Below are 13,572 nucleotides of genomic sequence, written 5' to 3'. Positions count from 1 at the left end.
GGCCTCCTCCTTGATTTCGCTGCGCAGGGCACCCCATCAGCGTGCTCGTGTTCAGAGCACTGGTTGATCAGCCGCGAACCGACAGCGTGGCTCGTGCACAGGGCATCGGGTGCTCCCCGCAGCGAAATCAAGGAGGAGGCCGCAGGCCGGGGGACATTCGCGGAGGGGAGTACCCGGTGGCCTGTGCACGCGCCCTGAACAACAGCGCCAAAAAACTACAGCGCCAAAAACAACAGCACAAGATCAGTCGATCTTCGCCCCCGAAGCCTTGACCACCGCCCCCATCGCATCCCAGTCCGCGCGCAGCAGCTTCTGGAACTCTTCTGCGCTCTGCATGCGCGGCTCCACGCCCAGGCGCTTGAAGCGCTCCTGGATCGCCGGATCGGACAGCACCTTGTTGGTGGCCGCGTTGAGGCGCTCGACCTCGGCCTTGGGTGTGCCGGCCGGGGCGAGCAGGCCGATCCATGAATCGAAGGCGTAGCCCGGCAGGCCGCTCTCGGCCACCGTCGGCAAGTTTGGCAGGAACGGGCTGCGCGCCTGGCCCGTGGAGGCGAGCAGCTTCATGCGCGGATCGGCCTGGAAGCCCATCACGCCGATGCTCGACGAGATCACCGCCTGCACGCGGCCCGCGAGCACCTCGTTGACCGCCTCGCCGGTCGACTTGGTCGGGATGTGCGTCATCTGCAGCCCCGCCTTGGCAAGGAACGACGCCATCGCCAGGTGCGTGGCGCTGCCGTTGCCGGCCGAGGCGTAGTTGTACTTGCCCGGATTGGCCTTGACCTCCTTGATGAAGTCGGCCGTGTTCGACACATTGAGCCCGCTCGATACGGCCAGCGCGTAGCCCGCGTTGCCGATGTTGGCCACGCCCACGAAATCCTTCAGCGGGTCGTAGGACAGCTTGCTGTACAGGAAGCCCGCGATGTTGTGGCTCGCGGCCGCGAGCAGCAGCGTGTTGCCGTCCGCAGGCGCCTTGGCCACCGCGGCCGCGCCCACCGTGCCGCCCGCGCCCGCGCGGTTCTCGACGATGGCGCTGGCATTGAGCGCCGCACCCAGTTCGGCGTTGAAGGCGCGCGCCACCGTGTCCTGCACCGCGCCGGTGCCGAAGGGCACGACGATGTGGATCACGCGCTGTTGGGCATGCACGGGCGCGAACGCGCCGAGCGCCGTGGCGGCGGCAAGGGCAGCGAGCGAACGCCGGGTGAACAGGGAGGAGGTCATCGAAGTGGCCGCTTTCATCATCATCATCATCGTTGGCAGTGAAAGATCTCAGCCGCCCGCGGGCAGCCAGCGCTGCACCAGCTTCACGAAGTAGCTGGCGCCGATCGGAATGATCTCGTCGTTGAAGTCGAACGAGGTGTTGTGGATGATGCAAGGGCCGGGACCGTGGCCGTCGGGCCGGTGGTCGCCGTCGCCATTGCCGAGAAACGCATAGCAGCCGGGCCGCGCGAGCAGCATGTGCGCGAAGTCCTCGGCGCCCATCACGGCGGGGAAGTTGTCGGTGACCATGCCGTCGCCCACCACCTCGCGCATCACGCCCGCGGCAAAGCGCGCCTCGGCCGGGTGATTGACCACCGGCGGCGAGGAGCGGTTGAAGAAGACCTCGGCCGTGCAGCCGTGCGCCGCGGCCACACCCGCCGCCACTTCGCGCAGGCGTGCCTCGATCTTGTCGATGGCCTCGATGGAGAAGGTGCGGATCGTGCCGCCCACCGTGGCCACGTCGGGAATCACGTTGGGCGCATCCGAGCCCTGCAGCTGCGTGACCGCGAGCAGGGCGCGCTCGGTGCTCTGAATGGTGCGCGGCACGATGGTCTGCAGCTGCTGCGCGAGCGTGACCACCGCGGCCACCGGGTCGATGCCGGTGTGCGGCATCGAGGCGTGCGTCCCGCGCCCGCGCACGGTGATCTTGTAGGTGTTGCTCGAGGCCATCAGCGCGCCTTCGTTGAGCGCGAAGCGGCCCACGTCGCCGACCGGGAAGTTGTGCAGCGCAAAGACCGCGTCGCACGGAAAGCGCTCGAACAGGCCGTCCTGGATCATCTTCTTCGCGCCGGCCTTGCCCATCTCCTCGGCGGGCTGGAAGATGAAATGCACGGTGCCGTCGAAGTCATCGGGCCCCTGCTGCGACAGGTGCCAGGCGGCGGCCAGCAGCATGGTGGTGTGGCCGTCGTGGCCGCAGGCATGCATGCGGCCGGCGTGCGTGGACTTGTGGGCGAACTCGTTGGCCTCGTGCAGCGGCAGCGCATCCATGTCGGCGCGCAGGCCGATGGTGCGTGTGCCGCTGCCCTTGCGCAGCACGCCGACCAGGCCGGTGCCGGCAATGCCGCGGTGCACCTCGATGCCCCATTCGGCGAGCAGGCCCGCCACCTTTTCGGAGGTGCGGTGCTCCTCGAAGCCGAGCTCGGGATGGGCATGGATGTCGCGCCGGATATCGACGAAGCGGGAGGCGTGGGCGGCAAAGGAATCGACGATGTTCATGGTGGCAGGCAAGGGTCGTGGGGTCGAATGATTCTGGCGCAAGGTGGCGATCGGCGCCACGCGCAGCAGCGAAGAGGCGATTGGTCAGAGGCCGGCCAGCACCTGCCCGAGCGTCTCGGCCAGCAGGTCGGCATGGGCTTCGGAGAACACCAGCGGCGGGCGGATCTTGAGCGTGTTGGCATGTTCGCCGGTGGCGCTCAGCAGCACCTGCCGCTCGCGCAGGCCGTTGACGATGCGCGCGGTTTCCGCGGTGGCGGGCGTGCGGGTGCGGCGGTCGGTGACGAGCTCCACGCCCACGAACAGGCCCGCGCCGCGCACGTCGCCGATCAGCGCATGGCGCTCGGCGAGCTTCGCGATCTGCGCACGCAGGTAACGGCCGACGCGCTGCGCGTTGGCCATCAGGCCTTCGCGCTCGACCACGTCGAGCACCGCCATGCCCGCGGCCATCGACACCGGATTGCCGCCGAAGGTGTTGAAGTAGCGGCACTCGCGGCCGAAGGCGGCCAGCGCCTCGGGCCGCACCGCGAGGCCGGCCAGCGGGTGGCCGGCGCCCAGCGGCTTGCCCATGGTGACGATGTCGGGCACCACGCCGTGCCGCTGGAAGCCCCAGAACGCGTCGCCGGTGCGGCCGAGGCCGGGCTGCACTTCGTCGGCGATGAAGAGGCCGCCGGCCTCGCGCACCGCGTCCACCGCCTCGGCCATGAAGCCCGGCGGGTCGGTGAAGATGCCATCGCTCGAGAACACAGTGTCGACCATCAGCGCGGCCGGGCGCATGCCGTGCGCCTTCAGGTCGGCGATGGCCTCGCGCACGCCGTTCGCGAACGCGCGGCCCAGTTCGCCGGGCGCGATGCGGTAGCTGTCGGGCGCAGGCACGGTGCGCACCGCATCGCCGAGCTGCACGAACTTGCCGAGCGAGGGCGAAGCCTCGGCGATGGACGCGGTGACGCCGTGGTACGCAAAGCGCGTGACGATCAGCCCCTCGGCTTTGGTGTGTGCGCGTGCGATGCGCATCGCAAGGTCGTTGGCCTCGCTGCCGGTGCAGGTGAACATCGCGTGTGCGAGCTCGGCCGGCAGGGTGGCGAGCAGCCGCTCGGCGTAGTCGAGCACGCCTTCGTGCAGGTAGCGCGTGTGGGTGTTGAGCACGCCGGCCTGGCGCGCGATGGCCTCGACCACGTGTGGGTGGCAATGGCCGACGGAGGCGACGTTGTTGTAGGCGTCGAGATGGGGCCGGCCCTCGGCGTCGTACAGCCACACGCCTTCGCCACGCACCGGGTGCAGCGGCGTCTCGTAGAACAGGCGGTAGGCCGGGCCGAGCACGCGCGCGCGGCGCTCGACCAGGGCCTGGGTCGAAGGGGCGAGGGAAGTCATGGGCGGTCTCTCAGAGGTTCAGCGCGCGGCGAAAGGCTGCTGTCGCCGCGGCGCTGCCGACGCGCTCGCAAGCCTGCAGCCGCGCCCACGACAGCGGGTTGTTGCGCAGCAGGTAGGGCGCGTTCTCGGGATAGCGCGCGGCGCGCCAGCCGCTGATGGCCACCACCATCACGAGCCGCGCGGCGATCAGGTCGAACAGCACGCCGATCTCGGCCGGCGACAGCGGCCGCACGGCGTGGTAGGCGGCCACCAGCGGCACGATGGCCGCGAGCGGATCGTCGCCGGTGCCGGCCTGGTAGGCGGCGGCCACGGCCAGGTCGTTGATGCACGGCGCGCGCACCATGTCGCCGAAGTCGAGGATCGCGGCAATGCGGTCGGTGTCGGCCGGGTCGACCAGCAGGTTGTAGATGTTGAAGTCGTTGTGGATCGGCTGTGCGGGCAGCGTGCGCAGCACCGGCTTGGCATCGCGCTCGAAGCGGTCGAGCGCGGCGGCGGCCAGCGCGCGGCGCTCCGGCTCGGCGATGTGCGCGAGCAGGCCGCGCACGCTGTCGGCGCGCTGCAGGTCCCAGGGCAGCGGCAGGTCGCCGGCCGGATGGTCGAAGCCCGCGAGCGCCACGTCGAGCCGGGCCAGCATGCGCGCGAGGTTCTGCTGCTGCAGCGGCGTGCGCGGCGCCTCGGGCAGCGGCAGGCCGGGCAGGTAGCTGAAAAGGCGCACCACGCGCGGCAGGCCGTCGCCCGGATCGCAGGTCAAGGAGGCGGCGCCGTCCCGCGTCGGCACGATGCGCTGCACCGGCAGACCCGGGTCGACGGCCGCGAGATGCAGCAGGGCCTGGGTCTGGAAGTCGGCGACCAGCGCGGTCTCGGCCGGGTGCGAGATCTTCAGCATGAAGCGGGCGCCGTCGGCGGCGCGCTCGAGCCGGTAGTTGCGGTCGCGCTCGCCGGTCAGCGGCTTCATCTCGCCGTCGATGCCGTAGTGCTCGCGCGCGAGTTCGCGCACCCAGGCGCCGTCGAGCGCGGGCGAGGCTTCGCTGAGCACCTGCGTGTCGGCGAACTCTGCAATCGTCATGCCGCGCTCTCGAAACCGCGCAGCGCGCTCGCGATGTTGGGCCCCAGGTCATCGGACAGATAGCCGCCTTCCTGCACCAGCACCGTCGGCAGTCCCAGGCGCGCGATCTCGGCCAGCAGCACGGCGAAGCCGGCGGTCTGGATCTTCATGCCCTTGTAGGGATCGCGCTCGTGCGCGTCGAGGCCCAGCGCCACCACCAGCGCGCCAGGCGCATAGGCGCGGATGCTGTCGCAGGCGTCGCGCAGCGCGGGCAGGTAGCCGTCGATGTCGGTACCCAGCGCGAGCGGCTTGTTGATGTTGTAGCCCAGGCCTTCGCCTTCGCCGCGCTCGTGCGCGTGACCGATGAAGAAGGGCGTGAAGTTGCGCGGGTCGCCGTGCAGCGAGATGGTCAGCACGTCGGCGCGGCGGTAGAAGATGCCTTGTGTGCCGTTGCCGTGGTGCACGTCGATGTCGAGGATCGCCACGCGATCGTGCACGCCGCGCAGGTGCTGCGCGGCAATCGCCACGTTGTTGAGGTAGCAGAAGCCGTTGGCGCGGTCGGCATACGCGTGGTGGCCGGGCGGGCGGCACAGCGCATAGGCCGCGCGCTCGCCACCCCGCACGAGCTGCGCGGCATGCGTCGCCATGTTGGCCGAGGCGACGGCGGCCTCCCAGGTGCGCGCGCCGATCGAGCAGGCGTTGTCGCCCATGTGGAAGCCGGCCTGGCCGACCACGCTGTCGGGGTAGGTGCAGGGCTGGCCCGGGAACGGATGGATGTTGGGCATCACCTCTTCGGACGGATCGTCCAGCAGCTGCCAGCGCGCGTAGGCGGTCTCGAGAAAGCGCAGGTACTCGGGCGTGTGGATGGCGGCGCGCGGGCCGGCGCCGAAGTCGCGCGGAGCAACGATCTCGTGGCCCTCCCGTTGTACCGCCTCGAGCAGGCGGAAGGCGCGCTCGGGCTGCTCGTTGCTGCGCTTGAGCTTGCCGCGCACCATGAAGAGCTGCGGGTCGTGGTCCTTGTGGGTGTCGCTGTAGACGACTTTCATCGGTGTGTTTCTCCGGTCTCAGGCATTGGCGGGAAGGGGCGCGGCGCCGTGCTGCTTCACGAACAGCGCGCGCACGTGCTGCCAGGCATCTTCCAGGTGCACGCGCATCGCGGCCTTGGCGGCCTCGGGGTCGCGGCGCACCAGGGCATCGACGATGGGGCGGTGGGTCTCGGCCATGGCGGTGGGGTCGTGGTAGACCGCGTCGATCAGCGCGATGATCATCTGCATCTCGGTCTGCGTGTTCATGAAGATGCGGTGCAGGTGCGCGTTGCCCGAGAGCTCGCAGATCAGCGTGTGCAGCGCCAGGTCGTTGGCGATGCGGTGGTGCTGCGGCTGCGTGTTGGCCTCGCGCACCATGGCCTCGACCAGCGCCTGCACGCGCGCGATGCCCGCGTCGTCGGCCTTGCGGCAGGCCAGCTCGATCGAAGTCAGCTCGAGGCTCAGGCGCACTTCGAACAGGTCGTCGATCTCCTGCACGCTGATGGTCCGCACCGCGAAGCCGTGGCGCGGCTTGGCGACCAGCACGCCCTGACGCTCGAGCCGCCGCGCCGCCTCGCGCACGGGCGCGCGGCTCACGCCCATGCGGCGCGCGATGTCGGCCTCGACGATGCGGCTGCCGGGCGCCAGGCGGCCTTCGACGATGGCGCGCGTCAGCTGGGCCTCGACCAGGCCGACGAGGTCGGTCGACTCGACCGATTCGAACAGGGCCGCGTCGGCAGCAGGAGGAGGAGGAGAAATTGTGGAAATTGCCATGTTGCTTGTCTCGTCATTGGTATGCGCCAGGGGCGATTCTTCACCGGATGGCATCTGGCGCAGCCGGTGCGGTCTTCAGGCCCCGCCCCGCGCGCGCCAGGTAGATGCCCGCCGCCATGATCAGCGCGATGCCGGCCATCGCGATCGCGTCGGGCGGCCGGCGGAACCAGAAGGTGCTGAAGGCCACGGCCAGCAGCAGCTGGAAGTAGTTGAGCGGCGCCAGCGTGGAGGCCTCGACGCGCTCGAAGGCAGCCAGCAGCAGCCACTGCGCCGCCGCGCTGCAGGCGCCGCCCGCGAGCAGCAGCGCCACGTCGCCCCAGGGCGGCGGGTGGGCGGGCAGGAAGAAGGGCGCGGGCAGCAGCGTGACGACGAAGCAGGCCAGCGCGGTCCAGGCGTACTGCACCGGCCCCGCGACCAGGCCCGCGAGCCGCCGCGTGAGCAGCTGGAAGATCGCGTAGCAGACGGCGGCCACCGCCATCAGCACCGTGCCGAGCAGCGGCAGGTCGGCGCCCGGCCGCACGATCAGCAACATGCCGCCGAAGCCGACCGTCACCGCCACCCAGCGGCTGCGCCGCACCTGCTCGCCCAACAGCCACGGCGACAGCGCCACCATCAGAAGCGGCGCGGTGAAGTAGATGGCCGTGGCCTCGGCCAGCGGCATCCAGATGAGCGCCGTCATGAAGCAGGTGGCCACCGTCGCGAGCATCAGCCCGCGCAGCAGCAGCAAGGGCTTGTGCGGCGTGCGCCACATGCGCAGGTCGCCATGGCGCAGCAGCATCGCCAAGGCAATGCCGCTCACCGCGACGTAGCGCATCACGTTGACGAAGGGCGCCGGGTAGAACTGCAGCATGTACTTGCAGAACGCGTCGTAGGAAGCAAAGGCCACCAGTGCGCAGAAGAACAGCGCCACGCCGGCGCGCCTGGAGCCCGCGGGGTGCAGTGCGAGAGCCGTGGCGGCGGTGCTCATCGCTCGGCCTGGAAGCCCCGCGGGAAGCTCTCGTCCGTGCAGAAGGCCTTCACGCGAAGCTTTCCTCGAAGATCGCCATCGCGCGGGCGAAGCGCGCGAACATGTCGTCGACCTGTTCGGCCGTGATGATGAGCGGCGGGCAGAAGGCGATGGAGTCGCCCATCGCGCGCACGATGAGCCCCTGCGCCAGCGCGAGTTCGGCGAGGCGTGCGCCGGCCTTCTGCGCGGGATCGAAGGGCGTGCGCCTGGCGGGGTCGGCATACTGCTCGATTGCGCCGATGAGCCCCACGCCGCGCACCTCGCCGACGTACTTTCGCCCGGCGTAACTCTGCAGCCCTTGCTGGAATTGCGGCACCAGCGACTGCACGTGCGCGAGGATGTTCTCGTCCTCGTAGACCTTGAGCGTCTCCAGCGCAATGGCGCAAGCCACCGGATGGCCCGAGTAGGTGAAGCCGTGGCCGAAGGTGCCGATCTTGCCGCTGTTGGCGGCCACGGCCGCATGCACCTTCTCGTTGACCATCACGGCCGAGATCGGCACATAGCCCGACGAGAGCGCCTTGGCCGCGGTCAGGATGTCGGGCTTCAAGCCGAAGGTGGCCGAGCCGAACATCTGGCCGGTGCGGCCGAAGCCGCAGATCACCTCGTCGGCGATCAGCAGCACCTCGTACCTGGCCAGCACCTTCTGCACCTTGTCGAAGTAGGTGGCCGGCGGCACCAGCACGCCGCCCGCGCCCATCACGGGCTCGGCGATGAAGGCGCCGACCGTGTGGGGGCCTTCGTCGAGGATGCGCTGCTCGAGCGCAGCGGCCAGCCGCGTCGCGAAGTCTTGCTCGCTCTCACCGGCTTCGGCGTAGCGGAAATGGTGCGGGCAGTCGACATGCAGGATGCGGTCGATCGGCAGGTCGAAGTCGCGGTGGTTCGGCACCAGGCCGCTCAGGCTCGCGGCCGCGACGGTGACGCCGTGGTACGCGTTGCGGCGCGCGATGATCTTTTTCTTTTCAGGCTTGCCGATGGCGTTGTGGTAGTACCAGACCAGCTTGACCGCGGAGTCGTTGGCCTCCGAACCCGAGTTGGCGAAGAACACCTTGGACATCGGCACCGGCGCCAGCGCGAGCAGTTTTTCGGCCAGCGCGATGGCGGCCGGGTTGGAGCGGCCGTTGAAGGTGTGGTAGTACGGCAGCCCGTGCAGCGCTTCGCTGCCGGCCTTGGCGAGGCGTGCGTTGCTGAAGCCCAGCGAGGCGCACCACAGGCCCGACATCGCCTCGAGATAGCGGCGGCCCTGGTCGTCCTCCACGAAGATGCCATCGCCGCGCTGGATCACCAGCGGGCCGAGCTGCGGATGCGTCGCAAGGTTGGTGAAGGGATGCAGATGCGCGGCGATGTCGTTGGCGGCGTTCTCTGCGTGCGTGCTGGCGTTCATGAAGGCGGTTCCGTTGTGTAGGGAGTTCGATCAATAGCCGCGCGCCAGGTCGACCTGGTTGGCGGGGCGCCGGCCCTGGCGCAGCGACGCAAGGTTGTCGAGCGTCTGGCGCGCGATCACGAGGCTGTCGGTGCGCGTGGCGATGTGCGGCGTGACGAGGATGCGCGGGTCGCCCCAGAACGGATGGTCCGGCGGCAGCGGCTCCTGCGAGAAGGCGTCGAGCGTGGCCGCCGAGAGCTGGCCCACGTCGAGCGCCGGCTGCAGGTCGGCCTCGACCAGGTGGTCGCCGCGGCCGACGTTGATCAGGTGCGCGCCGCGCGGCAGCCTGGCGAACAGCGCGGCATCGAGAAAACCGTGCGTCTCGGCGGTGAGCGGCAGCAGGCACACCAGCGTGTCGCAGCCCGAGAGAAATTCATCGAGCTGCGCGGCGCCGTGGAAGCCCTCGACGCCGGCCGGCAGGGCCTCCTTCGCGCTGCGGCTCCAGCCGCGCACCGGGTAGCCGATGGCGGCCAGCGCCTCGGCGCAGGCCATGCCCAGCGTGCCCAGGCCCGCAATGCCCACGCGGTGGTGGCGCGGCGATTCGATCGGCTGCTCCTCCCATCGGCGGGCCGCGGAACTCGCAACGTAGGCGCGCATGCCGCGGTGCTGCTGCACCACGGCCCAGCAGACATAGGCCTTCATGCCGGCCGCCATGCCGGTGTCGACGATGCGGCACAGCGGCAGGTGGCGCGGCAGCTGTGCATCGGCCGTGATGTGCTCGATGCCCGCGGCCAGCGACTGCACGAGCCGCAGCTTCGGCATCCGGGCGAGCAGGCCGTGCGGCGGAAACCAGCAGACGGCCGCATCGATCTGGTCGAGCGCACCGAGTTCCGCGCCCAGGCGCAGGTCGATGCCCGGATGGGCCTCGCGGAAGGCCGTGGCGAGGTACTCCATGTCCAGCACCTCGCTCAGGATCGCCACGCAGGGCGTGCCGCCCTTCTCGTTCAGCGCCATCACGCGACCAGCGCCTCGGCCGGCGACGCGGCGGACACCAGCCGCGGCACCGCCTCGATCAGCTTGCGCGTGTAGGCGTGCTTCGGATCGCCGAGCACCTTGTGCGTCTCGCCGTATTCGACGACCTCGCCGCGCTGCATCACCGCGATGTGGTCGCACATCTGGCCGGCCACGCGCAGGTCGTGCGTGATGAAGACCATCGCAAGCTGGAACTGCTCGCGCACCTGCGCGAAGAGCTCGAGCACCTGCGCCTGCACCGAGACGTCGAGCGCCGACACCGGCTCGTCGGCCACCAGCAGTTCGGGCTGCATGGCCAGCGCACGCGCAATGCCGATGCGCTGGCGCTGCCCGCCCGAGAACTCATGCGGATAGCGCTCGGCCGCATCGGCGCCCAGGCCCACGAGCTTCAGCAGCTCCATCGCGCGCGCCATGGCTTCGGCCTTGCCCACGCCCTGCGCAATGGGCCCGCCTGCGATGGCCGCGCCCACGCGGTGGCGCGGGTTGAGCGATGCGTACGGGTCCTGGAACACCATCTGGATCTTTCCCGCGGCCTCGCGCCGGAAGGCCGGCCCCTGCGACAGGCTGCGGCCCTTGAAGAGAATGCGGCCGCTGTCGAACGGCGAGAGCCCCACCAGGCAGCGGCCCACGCTCGACTTGCCCGAGCCCGATTCACCGACCAGCCCCAGCGTTTCGCCGCGGCGCAGTTCGAAGCTGACGTTCTTCGCGGCCTGCACCGAGCGGCCGCGCTTGAAGAGGCCGTTGCCCGAGCTGTAGGTCTTGCACAGGTCCTGCACCTGCAGCACGCGCACCACCTCGCCGCTTGGCGTGTCGCGCTCGGCAGTGCCGGTGGGAATGGCGGCGATCAGCTTGCGCGTGTAGGGGTGCTGCGGCGCATCGAGTACCTGGCGCACCGGCCCGGCCTCGACCACCTGGCCGGTCTGCATCACGACCACGTGGTCGGCAATCTCGGACACCACGCCGAAGTCGTGCGTGATGAACAGCACCGCCGTGCCGCGGCGCTGCTGCAGCTCGCGGATCAGCGCGAGGATCTGCGCCTGCGTGGTCACGTCGAGCGCGGTGGTCGGCTCGTCGGCGATCAGCAGCACGGGCTCGAGCACCAGTGCGCAGGCGATCATCACGCGCTGGCGCTGGCCGCCCGAGAGGCGGAACGGATAGGCGTCGATCAGCAGCTCCGGATCGGGCAGGCCCACGTCGGCCAGCGCAGCCAGGATGCGCCGCCGCTTCTCGGCCGCGGGCACGCTGCCGTGCGCATCGAAGACTTCGCCGATCTGCTCGCCGATGCGCATCACCGGGTTGAGCGCCGTCATCGGCTCCTGGAACACCATGCCGATGCGCCGGCCGCGCAGCTCGCGCAGCTGCGGCTCGGTGAGCTGCAGCAGGTCGCGGCCCTCGAACAAAATCTGCCCGGCCACGGGCTCCACGTGCGGGCGCGGCAGCAGGCCCATCACGGCATTGGCGATCATCGATTTGCCCGAGCCGGATTCGCCGACCACGCACAGCGTCTGGCCCGGCAGCACCGACAGCGTGGCGCCGTCGACGGCCAGCGCGCGGTCCGCGCCCCTGGGCAGGCGGATGCCCAGGTTGACGACATCGAGCACCGGCTGCACCGGCTTCATGGGTGTGACGGTAGCGCTCATTTGCCCCTCCCGTCGAGCCGCGTGTTGAGCCCGTCGCTCAGGCCTTCGCCCACCAGGTTGAGCGCGAGCACGGTCAGCACGATGGCCAGGCCCGGAAACAGCGCCATCCACCAGGCCTGGCGCAGCACGGTGCGCGCCGCGCCCACCATGTAGCCCCAGCTCATCTGGTTCGGGTCGCCGAGGCCGAGGAAGCTCAGGCTCGACTCCAGCAGGATGGCCGTGGCCGTCATGAGCGAGGCCATCACGATGATCGGCGACATGGCGTTGGGCAATATCTGCGTCAGGATGATGCGCGGCGTCGACTGGCCCGCGAGCAGCGCGGCCTGCACGAAGTCGCGCTGGCGCAGCGTGAGGAATTCGCTGCGCACCAGCCGCGCCACCGGCGGCCACGAGACGATGGCAATGGCCACCACGATCGAATGGACCGAAGGCTGGAAGATCGCCACCAGCACGATCGCGAGCGCGAAGCTCGGCACCGCCTGGAACAGCTCGGTGAAGCGCATCAGCGCCGCGTCGATCCAGCCGCCGAAGTAGCCGGCAATGGCGCCGAGCGTCACGCCGATCAGCAGCGCGACCACGGTCGACACCAGTCCGATCAACAGCGAGATGCGCGCGCCATAAATCACGCCCGAGAGGATGTCGCGGCCCAGCGTGTCGGTGCCGAGCGCAAAGCCCGGCTCGGTCCACGGCCGCAGGAAGGGCTGCTCGACCATGTTCCACGGATCGTTGGTCGCGACCCACGGGCCGATGAGGGCGACAACCGCGACCAGCACCAGCACGGCCATGCCGAGCACGGCGCCCTTGTTGCGGCAGAAGCGCCGCCAGAATGGACTTTGCAGCAGGGTCATAGCTCGATCCGGGGATCGACCAGCGTGTAGACGAGGTCGGTGATGAGGTTGAACAGCACGGCCATGGCCGCGGTCACAAGGAAGGCGCCGAGCAGCAGGTTGTAGTCGCGCTGCAGCAGCGCGTCGAACATCAGGCGGCCGATGCCGGGCCAGGCGAACACGGTCTCGGTCAGCACCGCGCCGCCGATCATTCCGCCGGCCTGGATGCCCGCGAGCGTGACCACCGGCAGCAGCGCGTTGCGCAGCACGTGCGCGCGCAGGATGCGGCCGGGCTTCACGCCCTTGGCGCGCGCGGTCTTCACGAAGTCCATCTGCGCCACCTCGAGCATGGCGGCGCGCGTCATGCGCGCATACACCGCCATGTAGAAGAGCGCGAGCGTCAGCGCCGGCAGCACCAGGTGGCCCGCGATGTCCCAGGCCAGCGCCAGGCCGGTGGCGCCGGAGCCCACGGTGCTGAAGCCGAAGCCCGGCAGCCAGTCGAGCTGCACCGTGAACACCAGCACCGCCATCAGCGCGAGCCAGTAGAGCGGCGTGGCATAGAAGATGAGCGCCACCACGGTGATCGAGCTGTCGACCCAGCTGCCGGCGCGCCGCGCGGCCAGCGCACCGAGCGTGATGCCGAACAGCAGCGACAGCGCAAACGCGGTGCCGGTGAGCAGCAGCGTGGCGGGCAGCCGGTCCATGATGAGCTTCAGCACCGGCTGCTGCTGCCGGTAGGAGAAGCCCAGGTCGAGCCGCACCACCTTGCCGACGTAGGTGGCGAGCTGCGTCGTGATCGGCTGGTCGAGCCCGAACTGCGCGCGCAGCTGCGCCACGAACTGCGGATCGGACGCGCCCGCCTCGCCCGCCAGCACCGACACCGGATCGCCCGGCGCCGCGCGCACCAGCATGAAGTTGACTGTGGCGATCAGCAAGATCGCCAGCAGGCCCTGCATCACGCGGCCCAGCATGAACTGCGTACGTTTCATCGGCGGCTCCTGTTGCGTTGCATGTGCTGCGGGC

At 70.0% G+C, this 13,572-nt stretch carries 12 protein-coding genes; all 12 read right to left on the bottom strand.

The features are described 5' to 3' along the window. Positions 1-243: 243 nt before the first annotated feature. Positions 244-1,218 (bottom strand): tripartite tricarboxylate transporter substrate-binding protein, encoded by a 975-nt coding sequence (locus VPA02S_RS12670; protein ID WP_244883455.1) that lies wholly within the window; start codon positions 1,216-1,218, stop codon positions 244-246. A 48-nt stretch (positions 1,219-1,266) separates the two neighbouring features. Then, on the bottom strand, positions 1,267-2,472 hold the full coding sequence (locus VPA02S_RS12665) for a M20 aminoacylase family protein (RefSeq protein WP_062363932.1): 1,206 nt from the start codon (positions 2,470-2,472) through the stop codon (positions 1,267-1,269). An 84-nt stretch (positions 2,473-2,556) separates the two neighbouring features. Further along, positions 2,557-3,840: an aspartate aminotransferase family protein gene (locus VPA02S_RS12660; RefSeq protein WP_062363930.1), complete on the bottom strand. Its 1,284-nt coding sequence runs from the start codon at positions 3,838-3,840 to the stop codon at positions 2,557-2,559. 10 nt (positions 3,841-3,850) lie between these two features. Then, positions 3,851-4,906 carry a phosphotransferase gene (locus VPA02S_RS12655; RefSeq protein WP_062363928.1) on the bottom strand — a complete coding sequence of 352 codons (1,056 nt, stop codon included), beginning with the start codon at positions 4,904-4,906 and terminating at the stop codon, positions 3,851-3,853. Further along, entirely contained in the window at positions 4,903-5,931 is a 1,029-nt protein-coding gene (locus VPA02S_RS12650; protein WP_062363926.1) for a histone deacetylase family protein, read from the bottom strand. The genes VPA02S_RS12655 and VPA02S_RS12650 overlap by 4 nt, the downstream gene beginning before the upstream one ends. Positions 5,932-5,949: 18 nt before the next feature. After that, complete coding sequence (locus VPA02S_RS12645; RefSeq protein WP_062363924.1) at positions 5,950-6,738, bottom strand: GntR family transcriptional regulator; 789 nt, start codon at positions 6,736-6,738, stop codon at positions 5,950-5,952. Beyond that, a complete protein-coding gene (locus VPA02S_RS12640; RefSeq protein WP_018903467.1) occupies positions 6,725-7,651 on the bottom strand; it encodes a DMT family transporter in 927 nt (308 codons plus the stop codon). The genes VPA02S_RS12645 and VPA02S_RS12640 overlap by 14 nt, the downstream gene beginning before the upstream one ends. A 49-nt stretch (positions 7,652-7,700) precedes the next feature. Next, entirely contained in the window at positions 7,701-9,071 is a 1,371-nt protein-coding gene (locus VPA02S_RS12635; RefSeq protein WP_062363922.1) for an aminotransferase, read from the bottom strand. Between the two features lie 30 nt (positions 9,072-9,101). Then, entirely contained in the window at positions 9,102-10,064 is a 963-nt protein-coding gene (locus VPA02S_RS12630; RefSeq protein ID WP_062363920.1) for a 2-hydroxyacid dehydrogenase, read from the bottom strand. Beyond that, on the bottom strand, positions 10,064-11,722 hold the full coding sequence (locus tag VPA02S_RS12625) for an ABC transporter ATP-binding protein (protein ID WP_062363919.1): 1,659 nt from the start codon (positions 11,720-11,722) through the stop codon (positions 10,064-10,066). The genes VPA02S_RS12630 and VPA02S_RS12625 overlap by 1 nt, the downstream gene beginning before the upstream one ends. Then, positions 11,719-12,570 carry an ABC transporter permease gene (locus tag VPA02S_RS12620; protein ID WP_062363917.1) on the bottom strand — a complete coding sequence of 284 codons (852 nt, stop codon included), beginning with the start codon at positions 12,568-12,570 and terminating at the stop codon, positions 11,719-11,721. The genes VPA02S_RS12625 and VPA02S_RS12620 overlap by 4 nt, the downstream gene beginning before the upstream one ends. Continuing rightward, a complete protein-coding gene (locus VPA02S_RS12615) occupies positions 12,567-13,538 on the bottom strand; it encodes an ABC transporter permease (protein ID WP_018903463.1) in 972 nt (323 codons plus the stop codon). Before VPA02S_RS12615 ends, VPA02S_RS12620 begins: the two co-directional genes overlap by 4 nt. Between the last annotated feature and the right edge of the window lie 34 nt (positions 13,539-13,572).

It is taken from the genome of Variovorax paradoxus NBRC 15149 (genome assembly GCF_001591365.1).
Lineage (GTDB): Bacteria > Pseudomonadota > Gammaproteobacteria > Burkholderiales > Burkholderiaceae_C > Variovorax > Variovorax paradoxus.
The sequence above is the reverse complement of the archived record's forward strand: the minus strand, read 5'-3'. Positions and strand labels throughout refer to the sequence as shown.

Excerpts from the sequence above, each read along its gene's own strand:
- VPA02S_RS12650 (WP_062363926.1), bottom strand. The coding sequence starts at position 5,931 with ATGAAAGTCGTCTACAGCGACACCCACAAGGACCACGACCCGCAGCTC.
- VPA02S_RS12630 (WP_062363920.1), bottom strand. The coding sequence starts at position 10,064 with ATGGCGCTGAACGAGAAGGGCGGCACGCCCTGCGTGGCGATCCTGAGC.
- VPA02S_RS12635 (WP_062363922.1), bottom strand. The coding sequence starts at position 9,071 with ATGAACGCCAGCACGCACGCAGAGAACGCCGCCAACGACATCGCCGCG.
- VPA02S_RS12620 (WP_062363917.1), bottom strand. The coding sequence starts at position 12,570 with ATGACCCTGCTGCAAAGTCCATTCTGGCGGCGCTTCTGCCGCAACAAG.
- VPA02S_RS12625 (WP_062363919.1), bottom strand. The coding sequence starts at position 11,722 with ATGAGCGCTACCGTCACACCCATGAAGCCGGTGCAGCCGGTGCTCGAT.
- VPA02S_RS12645 (WP_062363924.1), bottom strand. The coding sequence starts at position 6,738 with ATGCCATCCGGTGAAGAATCGCCCCTGGCGCATACCAATGACGAGACA.
- VPA02S_RS12665 (WP_062363932.1), bottom strand. The coding sequence starts at position 2,472 with ATGAACATCGTCGATTCCTTTGCCGCCCACGCCTCCCGCTTCGTCGAT.
- VPA02S_RS12660 (WP_062363930.1), bottom strand. The coding sequence starts at position 3,840 with ATGACTTCCCTCGCCCCTTCGACCCAGGCCCTGGTCGAGCGCCGCGCG.
- VPA02S_RS12640 (WP_018903467.1), bottom strand. The coding sequence starts at position 7,651 with ATGAGCACCGCCGCCACGGCTCTCGCACTGCACCCCGCGGGCTCCAGG.
- VPA02S_RS12655 (WP_062363928.1), bottom strand. The coding sequence starts at position 4,906 with ATGACGATTGCAGAGTTCGCCGACACGCAGGTGCTCAGCGAAGCCTCG.
- VPA02S_RS12615 (WP_018903463.1), bottom strand. The coding sequence starts at position 13,538 with ATGAAACGTACGCAGTTCATGCTGGGCCGCGTGATGCAGGGCCTGCTG.
- VPA02S_RS12670 (WP_244883455.1), bottom strand. The coding sequence starts at position 1,218 with ATGACCTCCTCCCTGTTCACCCGGCGTTCGCTCGCTGCCCTTGCCGCC.